The following is a 17,672-nucleotide window of genomic DNA, read 5'->3' as shown; positions in this document are numbered from 1 at the left end:
GGGTTAGATATGAAGATTATTGATGGAACGATTGCCAGTCCGCTAGGCTTTTCGGCTGACGGTTTACACGCTGGCTTTACGAAAAAGAAGTTGGATTTTGGCTGGATTGTATCAGAAGTGCCGGCCAGTGTGGCAGGAGTCTATACAACTAATAAGGTCATTGCTGCTCCGCTTCTAGTGACCAAAGCATCAATCCAAAAGAGCCAGAAATTGCAGGCTATAGTGGTTAATTCTGGTATTGCCAATTCCTGTACAGGCCAGCAGGGGTTGGACGCTGCCTATGAAATGCAGCGATTGACTGCCCAAAAGCTGAAGATTGAGCCTGACTTGGTAGGTCTGGCTTCTACAGGAGTCATCGGCGAGCAGCTTCCAATGAATGCTCTGAAAAATGGCCTGTCACAGATTCTGGTGAGTGGGAAGGCAGATGATTTTGCTGAGGCTATCTTGACGACGGATACTTGTACCAAGACCTGTGTAGTCACAGAAGAGTTTGGCACCGACCTGGTGACTATGGCGGGAGTAGCCAAGGGCTCGGGCATGATTCATCCGAATATGGCGACTATGCTGGCCTTTATCACTTGTGATGCTAATATTTCTAGCGTTACCTTACATAAGGCTCTCAGTCAGCATGTGGAGACAACTTTCAACCAAATCACGGTGGATGGAGATACATCGACTAATGACATGGTGCTAGTCATGGCGAACGGCTGCCGGCAAAATGAAGAAATTCTGCCAGATACGGAAGAATTTGAAAAGTTTTCCAAAATGCTCCGCTACCTTATGGCTGACTTGGCTAAGAAAATTGCCAAGGATGGCGAGGGAGCGACCAAGCTGATTGAAGTCAATGTTCGGCATGCCAAGGATGAACAGAGTGGCCGTATGATTGCCAAGAGTGTTGTTGGCTCTAGCTTGGTTAAAACCGCCATTTTTGGTCAAGATCCCAATTGGGGACGAATCTTAGCAGCTATCGGCTATGCGGGAGCAGATGTCTCGGTGGACAATATTGATATTTGGATTGAGGGGATTCCAGTCATGCAGGCTTCTAGCCCTGTGGCTTTTGACCCCGAGGAGACTAGTGATGCCATGGCAGGGGAGTTACTAACCTTGACCATTGACCTACACGATGGGGACGCTGAAGCTCAGGCTTGGGGCTGCGATTTATCCTATGATTATGTGAAAATCAATGCCCTTTATAGAACCTAAGGAGAAATGCGATGAAAGATGTGATTGTTATAAAAATTGGCGGTGTTACTGCGCAAAAGCTGTCTGATAAGTTTATCAAGCAAATGCAAGCGTGGATAACAGCTGGTAAGAAAATCGTTGTCGTTCACGGGGGTGGTCTGGTCATTAACCAGCTTATGAAAGAGCGCCAGCTGCCTACTCGCAAGGTTAAGGGGTTGCGGGTGACAGATAAGTCTGACTTACCCATTATTGAGCAGGCCTTACTAGGTCAAGTCGGCCGAACGCTGACACAAGAACTGAACGACTCAGATATTGAAAGCCTTCAGCTGGTTTCACATTTGGGGAAGACAGTTTCGGCAGATTTTATCGATAAAGATCTCTATGGCTATGTAGGTCAGGTGAAGGCGATTCAAACTGACTATCTAGAGCAGCTGCTGGCTGCGGACATGGTACCGGTGCTGGCTTCGCTTGGGGAAAATGCAGCTGGTGAGCTCTTAAATATCAATGCAGACTATTTGGCTGCGGCAGTTGCTAGCAGCTTGCAGGCAGAGAAGCTGATCCTGATGACAGATATAGAAGGAGTTTTAGAGGATAAAAAAGTCCTGCCCCAGCTTCTGACCAGTCAGGTGTCCAAGAAGATTCAGACAGGTGTCATCAAGGGCGGCATGATTCCTAAGATCGAGAGTGCTGTTCAGACTGTGCTTTCCGGTGTCGGGCAGGTTTTGATTGGCGATAATCTTTTGACGGGCACCTTGATAGCAGAGGGATAACGATGACTTATTTATTTGAAAACTACAAGCGGGCGCCTATTGAGTTTGTTAAAGCAGAGGGCACCTATCTGATTGACAGTGAGGGAAAGGCTTATTTGGACTTTTCATCGGGGATTGGCGTAACCAATCTTGGCTTTCACCCTCGGGTACAGCAGGCTTTGATCCAGCAAGCAGGGCGCATCTGGCACAGTCCCAATCTATATCTTAGCTCTCTGCAAGAGCAGGTAGCTCAGGAACTGGCAAGTCCTTATGATTATTTAACTTTTTTCTGCAATAGCGGAGCAGAAGCCAATGAAGCAGCTATTAAGCTAGCCCGCAAAGCTACTGGCAAGCAAGGAATTATTACTTTTCAGCAATCCTTTCATGGTCGGACCTTTGGCGCTATGGCCGCAACAGGACAGGATAAGATTAAGGAAGGATTTGGTGATGGGGTGCCCCATTTCAGCTATGCGGTTTACAATGATTTGGCCAGCGTAGAAGAGTTGGCCAATCGGGATACGGCAGCTGTCATGCTGGAATTGGTCCAAGGAGAATCAGGAGTTCGTCCAGCAGAAGCAACTTTTGTCAAAGATTTGGCTGATTTTTGCCAACAAGAGGGGATTTTGCTGATTGTTGATGAGGTGCAGACAGGTATGGGGCGCACGGGTCAGCTTTATTCCTTTGAGCATTATGGGATTATACCGGATATTGTGACGCTGGCTAAGGGTCTGGCCAATGGCCTGCCTGCAGGTGCTCTATTAGGAAAATCCAGCTTGGCTCCTGCTTTTGGACCTGGCAGTCATGGTTCTACCTTTGGTGGCAATAAATTAGCTATGGCAGCCGCCTTGGAGACCTTGCATATCATGAAAGAAGCGGGCTTTCTAGAAGAAGTCAGGACTAAGAGTGACATCTTGATGGAGCAACTACAGCTTGCTTTTCAGGACCATCCAAAGATTTCTGCTGTTCGAGGTCTGGGCATGATGACTGGAATTGAAACAAGCGCCAGTCTATCAAAGATTGTTGAAGCCGCTCGTCAGAAGGGCTTGATTATCCTGACAGCCGGAGAGAATGTTATCCGTCTCCTGCCACCATTGACTATCAGCATGGAGGAAATCCAGCAGGGTATTGCTATTTTAAAAGAAGTATTTTCTCAAGTAGATGAATAAAGGAAAAGAATTCAGTTTGAGCTGGATTCTTTTTTGTCTATGATAATGGTATTTCTGACAATGATTATTATTTTTTTGACAAATATACTTGTCAAAAAGAAAAGAATCTGTTACAATGATTTTATCCAAGGGAGAATAATAAATAAGGAGTTTATGATGCAGCTTAGAAATCGACTCAAGGAGTTGAGGGCGCGTGACGGTCTCAACCAGACAGAACTGGCTAGGCTGGCCGGTGTTTCCAGGCAGACAATCAGCCTTATAGAGAGAGGCGAATATACCCCATCGATTGTGATTGCCCTTAAGATTGCCCATATTTTCAACGAAAACATTGAGAATGTCTTTCAGCTGGTGGAGGAAGCAGAATGAAGAAGCAATTAGAATTCATTTCAACAGGAGCTAAAACAGTCCCTCAGCCTCAGCATTCTTGTATCGTCTATTGTAAAAAAATAAAGGAGAAGAAGTCGTGAAAGAGCAAAAACGTATGTCTACACAGAAAAGAATTTTACACAATATCCTCATATTATTGGCTGGAGCTTTAATAGGTGCCCTCTTCGGTTTCTTTTCTGGTTTAGGTGTCTTTGAAAACTTCAGCTGGTCGTCTGCTTTAAATGTCGGATTGCTGCGCCAGCTAGGCTGGGCCAGTCTAATTATTCTTTATCCTTTAACCTTTTTCTTGATTTATCGGACTCGAAAATACAATGAAGCCTATGAAAAAGAAGCAGATGAGGATAAGAATTATGAATGGTACCGGCTAACCTTTAAAAATCTGGAATATGCGGGCATTGTCTTTAATATCAGCAGTGCTGTTGCTCTTTTTACGATTTTAGTCGGAGCTGTTTATATCGGAAATATCACGAACGATAAGAGCCCTCTTCAATGGAGCCATATAGATTGGGTGATTGTGATTCTGCTCATCATTTCACAGATTGTATTTTTTAAAACACTCCAGAAAGTTCGTCATTATAACTTTTCGGCCTTCCCGACTACTAAGGAAATGCAGGAATTTGCCCTCTCTTATGATGAGTCAGAGCTACAAGCTAACTATGAGCAGAGCTATCTGATTCTTCTGAGTCTCAATCAGCGAATTCTGCCGGCCTTCTATGTCATTCTAGCAGGACTAGGAACTCTCACACCTCTCAATGTTGTTTCTGGCTTTATCATTCTGCTGGTGATTCATATCTATATCAATGTCATGTATTATCCAATAGTTAAAAAATATTTCAAATAAGTTTATTTTTCAATGAAAGGTTGAGGCTATGAAACTACTGAAAGAACTTGATTTTATCCATAATAAAAAGGTCATTCTGGCTCTGAATATAACGGCCGTGCTGCTGATCTTCCCTTTTCTAGCCCTCTTTACCTGGATTGCTATTCTAATGTATGGCAAGGGCAGCGAAGTTTTTCATTTCTTTGACTTATTCTACCTCCTTGTTCTAATGGTCATCCATGAGCTGATCCACGGCTTTTTCTTTAAGGTCTTGGGGGATGAAAATACCAAGGTCAAGTTTGGTTTTAAGAGCGGCATGGCCTATGCGACTAGCCCAGGCAGTCGTTACAGTCGGAAAAGGATGCTGGTCATTATCCTGGCACCATTCTTTCTGATTAGCCTAGTCCTGACCTTAATCTATGCCTTGCATATTTTGCCCGCCACTTCTTATATCGTCCTTGCTAGCTTTCACGCAGCTGGCTGTGTAGGAGATTTTTTCCTCGCTGCGGCTATTATTCGGCAGAAGGGGGATATCGCTATTGAGGACACAGAAGTCGGTATCAATATCTATCAAAAGGAGAATCTATAATGAACAACTTTAAAGCAATTGCCTTAGGAATCGTAAAATGGCTAGGTTTAATCCTTCTCAATATCCTTATAAATGCTACCCCGATGCTCTTCTTGATGTATGGGAAAAATGTGCCCATGTATGTAGAGATACTATTGGTAGCAATGTATCTGATTTTAGTTTTCCTGATTTTCCGTAGTTTATGGCGGCATTATCAGAAGCATGTGCCAGAAGAAAAGAAGCAGTTCAGACTGTCTGGCAAGGATATCGGTTTTGCTTTTCTATTCTTTTTCCTTGCCAGAGTGGCTGCTATTGTCGGTGTTTATCTCAATCTCATCCTGATCGGCAATTCCCAGACTAGTAATGACAGCGCCATACAAGGGCTGGGGGGAATGATGTCTTCGCAGCATATCTTTTTTGCCTTGCTCTTTGTTGCAACGATTGCCTTTATCGCTCCTATCATGGAAGAACTAATTTTCCGCGGTTTTGGTACTGCCTTCTTTTTCAAAAATAATCAAAAGGTTTTGGCTGCTATTGTGACTTCTGTGGTCTTCACTCTGCCTCATATCACCCAATTGACAGAGTTCCCAATTTATTTTGCAATTGGACTGGTTTTTTATTTATCCTATGCTCGTCGGGGGAATATAAAAGATTCCATGTTGGTTCATATCCTGAACAATCTCCCCATGGCTGTAATTCTGCTGCTAGCTATGTTTCAGTAAAGCAAACTATAAGGAGTCACTATGAAATTAAAAACTTTTCTTACTAATTTTGGATTATATTTACTAGCTTTTTTGTCTTATCTCTTTATCTTTTTTACTATAGTTGCCTATACTGTTCATTATCTGGCAGGAGGATTTTCTCAACTATTGATTTTGCCAATCTTTGTCATACTTGCTAGTCTCTATTCTTTTGCCATGTGGAAATGGTACCAGAAAGATTTGGAACTGGAAATCAAAAATACCAAGCTGACCAGCTCTATCTGTCTTCCCAGCGTCCTCTTGCTTGCTTTTATTATCTTCCAGCAGCTTGTTCCTATTGATTCTTCTGCCAATCAGAATACTGCCGTACAATTGATCCAGCAGCAACCGGGCTTTGCCTTTTTCTACATTGTAATCTTCGCTCCTATTCTTGAGGAGTTACTGGTGCGAGGATTTTTGGCTAAGTTTCTCTTTCCTGACCAAAAAAGCTTGGTGAAAATCCTGATCTATTTAACGCTATCTTCCAGCCTTTTCTCTCTTCTGCACATGCCAGGTAATCTAGTCCAGTTTCTGGTTTACTTTATCTTGGGAGCTATCTTTGGCTTAGGCTATCTAGCCAAGAAGGACCTGCGCTATGCAATGGGCCTGCATCTGGCCAATAACCTCATTGCCTTTCTTCTCCTTGTCTTCTTTTAATAGAAAGAGCAAAATATCAGACAGCACTTCTAAAGTTAGACAGAAAAATCTAACAGCAGAAGTGTTTTTCTGTGGAATGGAGTTTAAATACCAAACTGCTTTTCTGGTTTCTCGAAAGTCAGCAGTTTCAAATAGTTGTGAAAGTGTTTTCCAGATGGTATAATGAGCTATCAAATGAAAAGAGGTTTACTTATGTCTAAAGTCCTATTAATTGTCAACCCTAGTTCGGGGGGCGAAAAAGCCAAGTCCTATGAAGACTTAGCAAGGGAAAAGCTGGCAAAATGTTTCGATGAGGTAGTGGTCAAGCATACTGAAAAAGGCGGAGACGCAGCAGCTTTTGCTAAGCAAGCGGCAGAAGACCATTATGATAGCGTCTTTGTCATGGGCGGCGATGGAACGGTCAATGAAGGAATCAGCGGTCTGGCTGAACTAGACTATCGTCCGACCTTTGGTTTCTTTCCACTTGGTACGGTCAATGACTTGGCACGTGCTCTCGGCATTCCCCTAGACGCTGAAGAAGCCATCCAAAATCTCGATATTAACAAAGTCAAGCCACTTGATATCGGCAAGATTAATGACCAGTACTTTATGAATGTGGTTGCCATTGGAACTATTCCTGAGTCAATCAACAATGTAGATTCTGAAGACAAGACCAAGTGGGGCAAGTTTGCCTACTTTATCTCTGGCTTCAAGCAATTGATGGATACTAGTTTTTACGAATTTCACTTAAAGATTGATGGAGAAGAGCGCACAATAAAGAGCAGTACCCTCTTGATTGGCTCTACCAACTCAATCGGAGGTTTCGAGAGTATTCTCCCTGAGGCCACTGTCAATGACGGCTTGCTCCACCTCTTGTACCTTAAGGATAAAAATCTCTTGGACACCTTGGTTTCTGTGCCGGATTTGATTTCGGGCAATGGAGAAGAAAGCGATAATATCGAGTATCTGACCTTCAAGGAAATCACAGTTGAGTTGGCTGACGATAAGGCAGAGCTCAGCGTCAACGTTGACGGAGATGAGGGCGACCAACTGCCAGTAACGATTCGTGTTTTGCCTTCTCACTTGAATGTGTATTGCTAATTATTTTGGAGAATTCAGAAAAGCTAGATGATATTTGCTTTATCTGTATTCCTTGCTAGTTTAGATTACAAAATCCCTCTTTCCGTATTTTGGAAAGAGGGGTTCTTTGTCCTATAAACCGTAATTATAGTCGTCATCCTGCATGGCTTCAACTTCGCCTAGCAGGTAGCCGTTACCCACTTGGGAGAAGAAGTCATGGTTGGAAGTACCAGTTGAGATGCCGTTCATGACGATAGGATTGACATCGTCCGCTGAGTCTGGGAAGAGAGGATCTTGTCCCAGATTCATCAGAGCCTTGTTGGCATTGTAGCGCAGGAAGGTCTTGACCTCTTCGGTCCAGCCGACTGTGTCATATAGGCTTTCAGTGTAGCCTTCTTCATTTTCATAGAGGGTGTAGAGCAGGTCGTACATCCACTCTTTGAGTTTGTTCTGCTCGTCTTCTGGAAGCTCGTTAAAGGCCAGCTGGAACTTATAGCCGATATAGGTTCCGTGGACAGATTCATCACGGATGATGAGCTTGATAATCTCAGCAACGTTGGCCAGTTTGTTATTACCCAGATAGTAGAGCGGAGTAAAGAAACCAGAGTAGAAGAGGAAGGTTTCCAAGAAAACGCTGGCTATTTTCTTTTCCAGTGCTGTACCGTTCAGGTAAATTTCGTTGATAATCTCTGCTTTCTTTTGCAGGTATGGATTGGTGTTGGTCCAGGCAAAGATTTCATCAATTTCTGACTTGGTGTTGAGCGTAGAAAAGATAGAAGAGTAAGACTTGGCGTGAACGGACTCCATAAATTGGATGTTGTTGAAGACAGCTTCTTCGTGAGCTGTGCGGACATCCTTACGTAGGGCATCCACACCAGATTCAGACTGGAGTGTATCCAGCAGGGTTAGGCCACCGAAGACCTTGCCGACCAGGTCTTTTTCCTTGTGGGATAGCTTTCTCCAGTCATCCAGGTCATTGGATAGGGGAATCCGCGTATCCAGCCAGAATTGCTCAGTCAGTTTTTCCCAAGTGGACTTATCGATGACATCTTCGATAGCGTTCCAGTTAATGGCTTTGTAGTAAGTTTGCATTCTTTCTCCTTTAGTAGATGGTACGACCTGATGTGGTATCAGCTATCACTTCTTGGATACCGTCCCAATCTTCCACGATTTTACCTTCCTGTCCATGATGGGGAAGGTAAAATTGTGACATGGTCGAATTTCCTTTTCTTTCTTCTAAAATCTCTTGTTAGATCACACAGCTTTCACAATGGTTAGCACCTACTTCGCCACCATCATCAGTGAAGGTACGGACGTAGTAGATGGACTTGATACCCTTGTTGAAGGCGTAGTTACGCAGGATAGAAAGGTCGCGGGTTGTTTGCTTGCTTTCTTTTTTCCACTCGTAGAGGCCTTTAGGAATATCGCTGCGCATAAAGAGAGTCAGGGAAAGACCTTGGTCTACGTGCTCAGTTGCGGCTGCATAGACATCGATAACCTTGCGCATGTCCATGTCATAGGCGCTGGTGTAGTAAGGAATAGTCTCCGTTGACAGACCAGCAGCAGGATAGTAGATCTTACCGATTTTCTTTTCTTGACGTTCTTCGATCCGTTGAGTAATTGGGTGAATTGAAGCAGAAACATCATTGATGTAGCTGATAGAGCCATTTGGTGCAACAGCTAGGCGGTTTTGGTGGTAGAGGCCATCAGCCTTGACCTTGTCGCGCAACGCTGCCCAATCCTCTGCAGACGGGATAAAGATGACTGCGAAGAGTTCTTTGACACGGTCAGACTTAGGTACAAATTCACCCGTCAGGTATTTGTCAAAGTAAGTGCCATTAGCATAGTCAGATTTTTCAAAGTTATGGAAGGTTACGCCACGCTCGCGAGCGATATTGTTAGACTCAACCAAGGTCCAGTAGTTCATAAGCATGAAGTAGATGCTGGTGAACTCTACAGCTTCCGCTGATCCATAGTCAATCAATTGCTGCGCCAAATAGCTGTGCAGTCCCATAGCTCCCAAACCAAAGGTGTGCGCCAGACTATTACCGTTGTCGATAGATGGCACAGCTGTGATGTGTGAGCTGTCTGTGACAAAGGTCAAAGCGCGTGTCATAGTTCGGATGGATTTTCCGAAGTCAGGCGAAGTCATCATGTTGACAACGTTGGTAGACCCTAAGTTACATGACACATCTGTTCCTAGGTGAAGATACTCTTGCGCATCATTCAAAAGGCTAGGCTCTTGTACCTGCAGGATTTCAGAGCAAAGGTTACTCATGACGATTTTACCGTCGATTGGATTGGAACGGTTAGCTGTATCAATGTTTACGACATAAGGATAGCCAGATTCTTGTTGAAGTTTGGAAATTTCTGTTTCCAAATCACGGGCCTTGATTTTGGTCTTAGTGATATTTGGATTAGCGACCAACTCATCGTATTTTTCAGTGATGTCAAGGTAGGCAAATGGCACTCCATACTCGCGTTCAACAGAATATGGGCTGAAGAGGTACATTTCTTCATTCTTGCGCGCTAATTCATAGAACTTATCCGGAATGACAACACCGAGTGAGAGGGTTTTAACCCGAACTTTTTCGTCGGCATTTTCTTTCTTAGTAGAAAGGAAGGCGATGATATCTGGGTGGAAGACATTGAGGTAAACAACCCCAGCTCCCTGACGTTGGCCCAGCTGGTTAGAGTAAGAGAAACTGTCCTCAAAGAGTTTCATAACAGGCACAACGCCAGACGCAGCTCCTTCATAGCCCTTGATAGGTGCTCCGGCTTCCCGCAGATTGCTGAGGGAAATACCGACCCCACCTCCGATACGAGACAATTGCAGGGCAGAGTTGATGGAGCGGCCGATTGAGTTCATGTCATCTGTTACTTGGATGAGGAAGCAGGACACCAATTCACCGCGACGAGCACGACCAGCGTTGAGGAAGCTTGGTGTCGCCGGTTGGTAGCGCTGGTGGATAATTTCATTGGCAATATCCTTGGCAATGGCTTCATCTCCGTTGGCAAAGTAGAGGGCGTTGAAGAGTACCCGATCTTCCATGCTTTCCAGATAGTATTCACCATCATTGGTCTTCAATGCATACTGGTTGTAGAACTTATAAGCAGCCATGAAAGATTTAAACTTGAAATCTTGAGCATGGATGAAAGCAGTCAGCTCCTCGATGTATTCTGGAGAATAGAGCTGGATAAATTCCTTTTCTAAATAGTTTTCTTCTATTAAATACTCAATCTTTTCTGTAATAGAAGAAAATTGCTTGGTGTTCGGCTCAACATTTTCCTTAAAGAAAGCCTCCAGAGCTTCTTTATCCTTATGGAGCATAATCTGTCCGTTAATCGGACGGTTGATTTCGTTGTTGAGTCGGAAGTATGTCACATCCTCTAAATGTTTGAGTCCCATGTTTTCCCTTTTCTATATAAATAAGATAATTAGCTAGCGGAAAAATATCCGCCTTACAAAAGAAACGGCTCCTATGAGCATAGGAGCTGCAGTTTGCCCTGATAATATGTCTTTTAGTTTATCTCCCGATCAAGGCGCGCTGCCCTCAAAATAAACTACATTAAGACAGTTTTTTCAATTTACCAGGTTGGAAACCAGAAAATGCCTCAGTTGCTGTCTGAATCACAGGAGCAGCATTGAAACCGAGATCTTTGACATGGTCAATAAATTCTGGCTGTTCGTCCAAATTGATTTCGCGGTATTCTACATGATTAGTATCTAAGAAGCGCTTGGTCATTTTGCACTGAACGCAGTTGTTTTTTGAGTAAATAGTTACCATTAAAGATTCCTCTAAACTTTCTTTTTTTCTTTTAAATAAATACGAACCTAGTATATCTAAAAGCAAATAGAATGTCAATAGTTTTGAACTAAATATTGTGTGACATTTTGTTATAGGATAGATTGGAATACAATATATAGTGTTTATGTGAACAATGAAAAGGAGTGAAAAATTGCAGAAAGGGAGCAAAATGCTGATGCGGCAATGCTTAAACAAGTCTTAAAACTTTAGACAAATGACTGGTAGCTTTTCTTCCCAAAAACCAAAATCCAATATCTTGTGTTACAAAATTTAGGGAATCACTAGGAGGAGTGGAGGGGGAGTTTATATTCTTAATTTATGGAAATTAACTACTATAAAAATAAGAAATTTATGATTGAAAACTTGGTGGAAGCCATTTTTGAATAAAGCTTGAGGAATGTAGGATTTTGCTCGAAAATTTCCTCTTCAGTATAATAAGAAGAGTTTTCACTTCCTAAGAAATATTTTGTAAGCGGGCCATAAAATTCTTGAAAAAGATTTCAAAAGGTGATATAATATCAACTTGTAAGGGTTATCACAATAACTCAAAAAGAATTATTTAAAAGGAGAGTCTAACTATGGCTTCTAAAGATTTCCACATTGTAGCAGAAACAGGTATTCACGCACGTCCAGCAACTTTGTTGGTTCAAACTGCTAGCAAATTCGCTTCAGATATCACGCTTGAATACAAAGGTAAATCAGTAAACCTGAAATCAATTATGGGTGTTATGAGTCTTGGTGTAGGTCAAGGTGCAGACGTAGTTATCTCAGCTGAAGGTGCAGATGCAGACGATGCCATCGCTGCAATCTCCGAAACAATGGAAAAAGAAGGATTGGCTTAATATGACAGAAATGCTTAAAGGAATTGCAGCATCTGACGGTGTTGCCGTTGCTAAGGCATATCTATTAGTTCAACCGGATTTATCATTTGAGACTGTTTCAGTCGAAGATACGAATGCAGAAGAGGCTCGTTTGGATGCAGCTCTTGAAGCTTCACAGAACGAGCTTTCTGTTATCCGTGAGAAAGCAGTAGATAGCCTTGGTGAGGAAGCCGCTCAGGTATTTGACGCTCACTTAATGGTACTTGCTGACCCTGAAATGGTTGGGCAAATCAAAGAAACAATCCGTGCGAAAAAGACCAATGCAGAAGCTGGTCTGAAAGAAGTAACGGACATGTTTATCACTCTCTTTGAAAACATGGACGACAATCCATATATGCAAGAGCGTGCGGCAGATATCCGCGACGTGACAAAACGTGTTCTTGCTAACCTTTTGGGCAAGAAATTGCCAAACCCAGCGTCTATCAATGAAGAATCAGTTGTCATTGCTCATGACTTGACTCCTTCTGATACAGCACAGCTGGATAAGAAATTCGTTAAAGCTTTTGTAACCAATATCGGTGGCCGGACAAGCCACTCTGCTATCATGGCTCGTACGCTTGAAATCGCAGCAGTATTGGGAACTAATAATATTACTGAGCTTGTAAAAGACGGCGATGTGATTGCAGCTAACGGTATCACTGGTGAAGTAATTATCAATCCAACTGAAGAACAAATCGCAGCATTCAAGGCAGCTGGTGAGGCTTATGCTAAGCAAAAAGCTGAATGGGAATTGCTTAAAGATGCTCAGACTGTGACTGCAGATGGCAAGCACTTCGAATTGGCTGCCAACATCGGTACGCCAAAAGATGTTGAAGGTGTCAATGCTAACGGTGCAGAAGCAGTTGGTCTTTATCGGACTGAGTTCCTTTATATGGATTCTCAAGACTTCCCGACAGAAGATGAGCAGTATGAAGCATACAAGGCTGTGCTTGAAGGAATGAATGGAAAACCAGTTGTTGTTCGGACTATGGACATCGGTGGAGATAAGGAGCTTCCTTACTTTGATATGCCGCATGAAATGAACCCATTCCTTGGTTTCCGTGCTTTGCGTATCTCTATCTCTGAAACTGGTGATGATATGTTCCGTACACAAATCCGCGCTCTCTTGCGTGCTTCTGTACATGGACAATTGCGCATCATGTTCCCAATGGTAGCCCTTCTGACAGAATTCCGCAAAGCTAAAGCGGTTTATGACGAAGAGAAAGCTAAGCTGCAGGCTGAAGGCGTTGCAGTAGCAGACAATATCCAAGTGGGTATCATGATTGAAATCCCAGCAGCAGCTATGCTAGCGGATCAATTTGCCAAGGAAGTAGATTTCTTCTCAATCGGTACCAACGACTTGATCCAGTACACTATGGCAGCTGACCGGATGAATGAACAAGTCTCTTACCTCTATCAACCTTACAACCCATCTATCCTTCGCTTGATTAACAATGTTATCAAGGCAGCTCATGCTGAAGGCAAGTGGGCAGGTATGTGTGGAGAAATGGCCGGCGACCAAACTGCGGTACCATTGCTCGTAGGTATGGGCTTGGATGAATTCTCTATGAGTGCGACTTCTGTTCTTCGGACTCGTAGCCTCATGAAGAAGCTGGATACGAAGAAGATGGAAGAACTGGCTCAGCGTGCACTGACTGAATGTGCAACGATGGAAGAAGTTCTTGAGCTTGAAAAAGAATATCTTGACTTCGATTAATCTGAAAAATTAAGATCAGGGAAATTTTCCTGGTCTTTTTTAGTTTTCTTCAGGGGCATAGTGAAGCTTGTACAGAAAGTTGAAATCAAAGAAAACAGAAAATAAGCAGTTCTAATATGAACAAAATTTAATAATCTATCTTAATTGTGAAAAAATTCTTTAAATTCATAACTTTTGGTTGAAATTTTCAGAAAATTTGGTAAAATAATATTTAATAATATTTTGGAGGGGACAAGTGACACAATATAAAAACTATATAAATGGAGAGTGGAAAGTTTCTGAAAATGAAATTACCATCTCATCTCCTATCAACAATGAGATTTTAGGAACTGTGCCTGCCATGACTCAGTCAGAGGTTGACTATGCGATGACAAGCGCTCGTGCGGCTTTGCCAGCTTGGCGAGCTCTTTCAGCAGTTGAACGTGCAGCTTATTTGCATAAAGTTGCGGATATTTTGGACCGTGATCAGGAGAAGATTGGTGAAATCCTTGCTAAAGAAGTTGCCAAGGGGATCAAAGCGGCAGTCGGAGAGGTAGTCCGGACAGCAGACTTGATTCGCTATGCGGCTGAAGAGGGGATTCGTATCCACGGTCAGGTTATGGAAGGCGGTGGCTTTGAAGCTGCCAGCAAGAAAAAACTAGCTGTGGTCCGTCGTGAGCCTGTAGGAGTTGTATTGGCTATTGCGCCATTCAACTATCCAGTTAATCTGTCTGGTTCTAAGATTGCTCCTGCCCTTATCGGCGGAAATGTCGTGATGTTTAAGCCACCTACTCAAGGTTCAATCTCTGGTTTGCTCTTGGCTCAGGCTTTTGCTGAGGCTGGTCTGCCTGCTGGTGTTTTCAATACCATCACAGGACGTGGTTCAGAAATCGGGGATTACATCATTGAGCATAAGGAAGTAAACTACATTAACTTTACTGGCTCCACTCCAATTGGTGAACGCATCGGTAAGTTAGCTGGTATGCGTCCAATTATGCTTGAATTGGGTGGTAAGGATGCTGCAGTTGTGCTAGAAGATGCTGACTTGGAGCATGCAGCTAAGCAGATTGTTGGTGGGGCATACAGCTATTCCGGCCAGCGCTGTACGGCTATTAAACGTGTCATTGTTATGGAGAGCGTAGCAGATAAATTAGCGGCGCTGATTAAGGCAGAGGTAGAGAAACTGACGGTTGGTGATCCCTTTGATAATGCGGATATCACACCAGTCATTGATAATGCATCAGCAGATTTCATCTGGGGCTTGATTGAAGATGCTCAAGAAAAGGGAGCGTCAGCCTTGACAGAAATCAAACGTGAAGCAAATCTCATTTGGCCTGCCTTGTTTGACCATGTGACACTGGATATGAAATTAGCTTGGGAAGAGCCATTTGGTCCTGTTCTTCCAATTATTCGCGTGACTTCCGTTGAAGAGGCTATCCAAATCTGTAACCAGTCAGAATTTGGTCTTCAATCTTCAGTCTTTACAAATGATTTCCCTAAAGCATTTGAAATTGCTGAGAAGCTGGAAGTGGGTACTGTACACATCAATAACAAGACTCAACGTGGTCCAGATAACTTCCCATTCCTTGGTGTTAAGGGATCTGGAGCAGGAGTGCAAGGGATTCGTTACAGTATCGAAGCGATGACACAAGTGAAATCCATCGTGTTTGATGTGAAATAATGAGAAAGGCGGCTTTGTGCGGCCTTTTTTCTTACCTTGATGAACTTGTAAATCTAATAAGATTAACGCATGATTTGATAAGAATTAATCATTTATATGTTTAATTGCTTATTATTTTAAAATGTAAATTTACATATTGGTCTATATCTTTATGAAAATTTTCATCTTTTTCTTGTTTTTGATAGCTCCTATATTTAGTGAAAAAGGAATTAAAAGATATCGAGAGGCACAAAATGCAGTGTTTTCTCTCTCATTTATTACTAATTTCAGCTAATGTTCGGTTTTAGTAATTTTCCGTAAGGATATTTGAAATTTACTTGAAAAAGAGATAAAAATAATGTAGAATAGTATTATAGAAAACGCTTACAAATAGAAAGGTGATCGCATGGATAAGAACGAAGCATTAAGAACCTTTACAACAGGTGAAAACTTTCATTTACAGCATTATCTAGGGGCGCATCAGGATGAAGTGGACGGCAAGTCTGGCTACTCTTTCCGCGTTTGGGCGCCTAATGCTCAGAGTGTCCATTTGATTGGAGATTTCACCAATTGGTATGAAGAGCAGATTCCTATGGTCCGAAATGAAGCGGGTGTTTGGGAAGTCTTCACAGAGCTACCTAAGGAAGGAGATATTTACAAGTACAATATCAAGCGCAGCAGCGGTCAGGAAATTTTGAAAATTGATCCGTTGGCTATTTATCTGGAAGAACGTCCGGGAACGGGAGCAGTTATTCGCAGCATTCCCGAGAAGAAGTGGAAAGACGGTCTTTGGCTGGCACGCCGGAAGCGTTGGGGCTTCTTCTCTCGGCCGGTCAATATCTATGAAGTGCATGCCGGATCGTGGAAACGCAATGAAGACGGCAGTCCTTATAGCTTTGCCCAGTTAAAAGAAGACTTGATTCCTTATCTGGTGGAGATGAACTACACACATGTGGAATTCATGCCGCTTATGGCTCATCCGCTGGGACTTAGCTGGGGCTATCAGCTTATGGGCTACTTCGCCTTTGAGCATACCTATGGCACACCTGAGGAATTTCAAGACTTTGTCGAAGAATGTCACTTGAACAATATTGGGGTCATTGTGGACTGGGTACCAGGTCACTTCACTATTAATGATGATGCTCTGGCCTACTATGACGGGACACCGACTTTCGAGTATCAGGATCACGACCGGGCTCATAACTATGGCTGGGGTGCTCTCAACTTTGATTTGGGCAAGAATCAGGTTCAGTCCTTCTTGATTTCCAGTATAAAATTCTGGATTGATTTCTATCATTTGGACGGGATTCGGGTTGATGCTGTCAGCAATATGCTCTATCTGGACTATGACAGCGGTCCATGGCAGCCAAATAAAGATGGCGGTAATCGCAATTATGAAGGTTATTACTTCCTGCAACGCCTCAATACGGTCATTAAGCTAGCCCATCCTGATGTCATGATGATTGCAGAGGAAAGCTCCTCAGAGACCAAGATTACTGGCATGAAAGAGCTGGGTGGTCTTGGATTTGACTACAAGTGGAATATGGGCTGGATGAATGATATCCTACGCTTCTACGAGGAAGATCCGATTTATCGTAAGTACGATTTTAATCTAGTGACCTTTAGCTTTATGTACGCTTTCTCTGAAAACTTCCTCCTGCCATTCTCGCATGATGAAGTGGTTCATGGCAAGAAGAGTCTCATGCACAAGATGTGGGGTGACCGTTACAATCAATTTGCAGGGCTCCGCAACTTGCTGACCTATCAAATCTGCCATCCGGGCAAGAAACTGCTCTTTATGGGCTCAGAATTTGGTCAGTTCCTAGAATGGAAGTCAGAAGAGCAGCTAGAATGGTCTAATCTGGACGATCAGATGAACAAGAAGATGCAGGGCTTTACTGCTACGCTCAATGCTTTCTATAAAGACAATCGTCCGCTTTGGGAAATTGATCTGAGCTACGATGGCATTGAAATCATTGATGCGGATAATACCGATCAAAGTGTCCTCTCCTTTATCCGTAAGACAGAAAAAGGAGATATGTTAGTTTGTGTATTTAATATGGCGCCGGTAGAGCGGAAGAACTTTACCATTGGTGTTCCTGTGGCAGCCATTTATGAAGAGGTATGGAACACTGAATTAGAAGAATGGGGAGGTGTTTGGAAGGAACATAACGAAACAGTTCAGTCTCAAGAAGGACTTTGGAAAGATTATCCACAGACCTTGACCTTTACCTTGCCGGCTCTTGGAGCCAGCATCTGGAAGATCAAGCGTCGGATTGCTCGTAAAAATGTTAAAAAAGATTCCACAAAGGAGTAATA

General features: G+C 43.1%; 16 protein-coding genes. 13 read left to right on the top strand and 3 right to left on the bottom strand.

Annotated features, from left to right (window positions below; all coding sequences use genetic code 11):
- The first annotated feature begins 9 nt into the window (after positions 1–9).
- The 9 genes from argJ to MK370_RS03845 all read left to right on the top strand — a co-directional run bounded on the left by argJ (position 10) and on the right by MK370_RS03845 (position 7,349).
- Complete coding sequence (gene argJ / locus MK370_RS03885; protein ID WP_268684232.1) at positions 10–1,203, top strand: bifunctional glutamate N-acetyltransferase/amino-acid acetyltransferase ArgJ; 1,194 nt, start codon at positions 10–12, stop codon at positions 1,201–1,203.
- Positions 1,204–1,214: 11 nt separating this feature from the next.
- Positions 1,215–1,952 carry an acetylglutamate kinase gene (argB, locus tag MK370_RS03880; protein WP_268684231.1) on the top strand — a complete coding sequence of 246 codons (738 nt, stop codon included), beginning with the start codon at positions 1,215–1,217 and terminating at the stop codon, positions 1,950–1,952.
- A 2-nt stretch (positions 1,953–1,954) separates the two neighbouring features.
- Positions 1,955–3,097, top strand: a complete 1,143-nt coding sequence (locus MK370_RS03875) for an acetylornithine transaminase (RefSeq protein ID WP_268684230.1) — start codon at positions 1,955–1,957, stop codon at positions 3,095–3,097.
- A 156-nt stretch (positions 3,098–3,253) separates the two neighbouring features.
- Entirely contained in the window at positions 3,254–3,463 is a 210-nt protein-coding gene (locus MK370_RS11310) for a helix-turn-helix transcriptional regulator (RefSeq protein ID WP_326845072.1), read from the top strand.
- A 97-nt stretch (positions 3,464–3,560) separates the two neighbouring features.
- The gene (locus MK370_RS03865; protein ID WP_268684228.1) at positions 3,561–4,325 is read left to right on the top strand and encodes a DUF3169 family protein; all 765 of its coding nucleotides are present in this window, start codon (positions 3,561–3,563) and stop codon (positions 4,323–4,325) included.
- Positions 4,326–4,353: 28 nt separating this feature from the next.
- Complete coding sequence (locus MK370_RS03860) at positions 4,354–4,893, top strand: DUF3267 domain-containing protein (protein WP_268684227.1); 540 nt, start codon at positions 4,354–4,356, stop codon at positions 4,891–4,893.
- Entirely contained in the window at positions 4,893–5,594 is a 702-nt protein-coding gene (locus MK370_RS03855; protein ID WP_268684226.1) for a CPBP family intramembrane glutamic endopeptidase, read from the top strand. The genes MK370_RS03860 and MK370_RS03855 overlap by 1 nt, the downstream gene beginning before the upstream one ends.
- 21 nt (positions 5,595–5,615) lie before the next feature.
- Positions 5,616–6,269 carry a CPBP family intramembrane glutamic endopeptidase gene (locus tag MK370_RS03850; protein WP_268684225.1) on the top strand — a complete coding sequence of 218 codons (654 nt, stop codon included), beginning with the start codon at positions 5,616–5,618 and terminating at the stop codon, positions 6,267–6,269.
- A 162-nt stretch (positions 6,270–6,431) separates the two neighbouring features.
- Positions 6,432–7,349, top strand: a complete 918-nt coding sequence (locus MK370_RS03845; RefSeq protein WP_268684224.1) for a diacylglycerol/lipid kinase family protein — start codon at positions 6,432–6,434, stop codon at positions 7,347–7,349.
- A gap of 111 nt (positions 7,350–7,460) precedes the next feature.
- Here the strand turns inward: MK370_RS03845 and nrdF are convergent, their stop codons facing one another.
- The 3 genes from nrdF to nrdH all read right to left on the bottom strand — a co-directional run bounded on the left by nrdF (position 7,461) and on the right by nrdH (position 11,116).
- A complete protein-coding gene (gene nrdF / locus MK370_RS03840) occupies positions 7,461–8,420 on the bottom strand; it encodes a class 1b ribonucleoside-diphosphate reductase subunit beta (protein WP_002915597.1) in 960 nt (319 codons plus the stop codon).
- 157 nt (positions 8,421–8,577) lie between these two features.
- Positions 8,578–10,737 (bottom strand): class 1b ribonucleoside-diphosphate reductase subunit alpha, encoded by a 2,160-nt coding sequence (gene nrdE / locus MK370_RS03835; RefSeq protein ID WP_268684223.1) that lies wholly within the window; start codon positions 10,735–10,737, stop codon positions 8,578–8,580.
- A 160-nt stretch (positions 10,738–10,897) separates the two neighbouring features.
- A complete protein-coding gene (gene nrdH, locus MK370_RS03830) occupies positions 10,898–11,116 on the bottom strand; it encodes a glutaredoxin-like protein NrdH (RefSeq protein ID WP_002897920.1) in 219 nt (72 codons plus the stop codon).
- Positions 11,117–11,715: 599 nt separating this feature from the next.
- Between nrdH and MK370_RS03825 the strand changes: the two genes are divergently transcribed.
- From MK370_RS03825 to glgB, 4 genes are all read left to right on the top strand, one after another.
- Positions 11,716–11,979 (top strand): phosphocarrier protein HPr, encoded by a 264-nt coding sequence (locus MK370_RS03825; RefSeq protein ID WP_002929889.1) that lies wholly within the window; start codon positions 11,716–11,718, stop codon positions 11,977–11,979.
- A 1-nt stretch (position 11,980) separates the two neighbouring features.
- On the top strand, positions 11,981–13,714 hold the full coding sequence (gene ptsP, locus MK370_RS03820; RefSeq protein WP_268684222.1) for a phosphoenolpyruvate--protein phosphotransferase: 1,734 nt from the start codon (positions 11,981–11,983) through the stop codon (positions 13,712–13,714).
- A 235-nt stretch (positions 13,715–13,949) separates the two neighbouring features.
- Positions 13,950–15,374: an NADP-dependent glyceraldehyde-3-phosphate dehydrogenase gene (locus MK370_RS03815; protein WP_268684221.1), complete on the top strand. Its 1,425-nt coding sequence runs from the start codon at positions 13,950–13,952 to the stop codon at positions 15,372–15,374.
- A gap of 385 nt (positions 15,375–15,759) precedes the next feature.
- Entirely contained in the window at positions 15,760–17,670 is a 1,911-nt protein-coding gene (glgB, locus tag MK370_RS03810) for a 1,4-alpha-glucan branching protein GlgB (protein ID WP_268684220.1), read from the top strand.
- Positions 17,671–17,672: the final 2 nt, after the last annotated feature.

This window comes from Streptococcus sanguinis (assembly GCF_026781265.1).
In the GTDB taxonomy this organism is placed as follows: domain Bacteria; phylum Bacillota; class Bacilli; order Lactobacillales; family Streptococcaceae; genus Streptococcus; species Streptococcus sanguinis_T.
This window is presented reverse-complemented; position numbering and strand designations above follow the sequence as displayed.

Bases quoted from the DNA above. Each gene is read 5' to 3' on its own strand.
- nrdH (WP_002897920.1), bottom strand. From the start codon at position 11,116: ATGGTAACTATTTACTCAAAAAACAACTGCGTTCAGTGCAAAATGACC.
- MK370_RS03875 (WP_268684230.1), top strand. From the start codon at position 1,955: ATGACTTATTTATTTGAAAACTACAAGCGGGCGCCTATTGAGTTTGTT.
- ptsP (WP_268684222.1), top strand. From the start codon at position 11,981: ATGACAGAAATGCTTAAAGGAATTGCAGCATCTGACGGTGTTGCCGTT.
- MK370_RS03860 (WP_268684227.1), top strand. From the start codon at position 4,354: ATGAAACTACTGAAAGAACTTGATTTTATCCATAATAAAAAGGTCATT.
- nrdF (WP_002915597.1), bottom strand. From the start codon at position 8,420: ATGCAAACTTACTACAAAGCCATTAACTGGAACGCTATCGAAGATGTC.
- argJ (WP_268684232.1), top strand. From the start codon at position 10: ATGAAGATTATTGATGGAACGATTGCCAGTCCGCTAGGCTTTTCGGCT.
- argB (WP_268684231.1), top strand. From the start codon at position 1,215: ATGAAAGATGTGATTGTTATAAAAATTGGCGGTGTTACTGCGCAAAAG.
- nrdE (WP_268684223.1), bottom strand. From the start codon at position 10,737: ATGGGACTCAAACATTTAGAGGATGTGACATACTTCCGACTCAACAAC.
- MK370_RS11310 (WP_326845072.1), top strand. From the start codon at position 3,254: ATGCAGCTTAGAAATCGACTCAAGGAGTTGAGGGCGCGTGACGGTCTC.
- MK370_RS03845 (WP_268684224.1), top strand. From the start codon at position 6,432: ATGAGCTATCAAATGAAAAGAGGTTTACTTATGTCTAAAGTCCTATTA.
- MK370_RS03850 (WP_268684225.1), top strand. From the start codon at position 5,616: ATGAAATTAAAAACTTTTCTTACTAATTTTGGATTATATTTACTAGCT.
- MK370_RS03855 (WP_268684226.1), top strand. From the start codon at position 4,893: ATGAACAACTTTAAAGCAATTGCCTTAGGAATCGTAAAATGGCTAGGT.
- MK370_RS03825 (WP_002929889.1), top strand. From the start codon at position 11,716: ATGGCTTCTAAAGATTTCCACATTGTAGCAGAAACAGGTATTCACGCA.
- glgB (WP_268684220.1), top strand. From the start codon at position 15,760: ATGGATAAGAACGAAGCATTAAGAACCTTTACAACAGGTGAAAACTTT.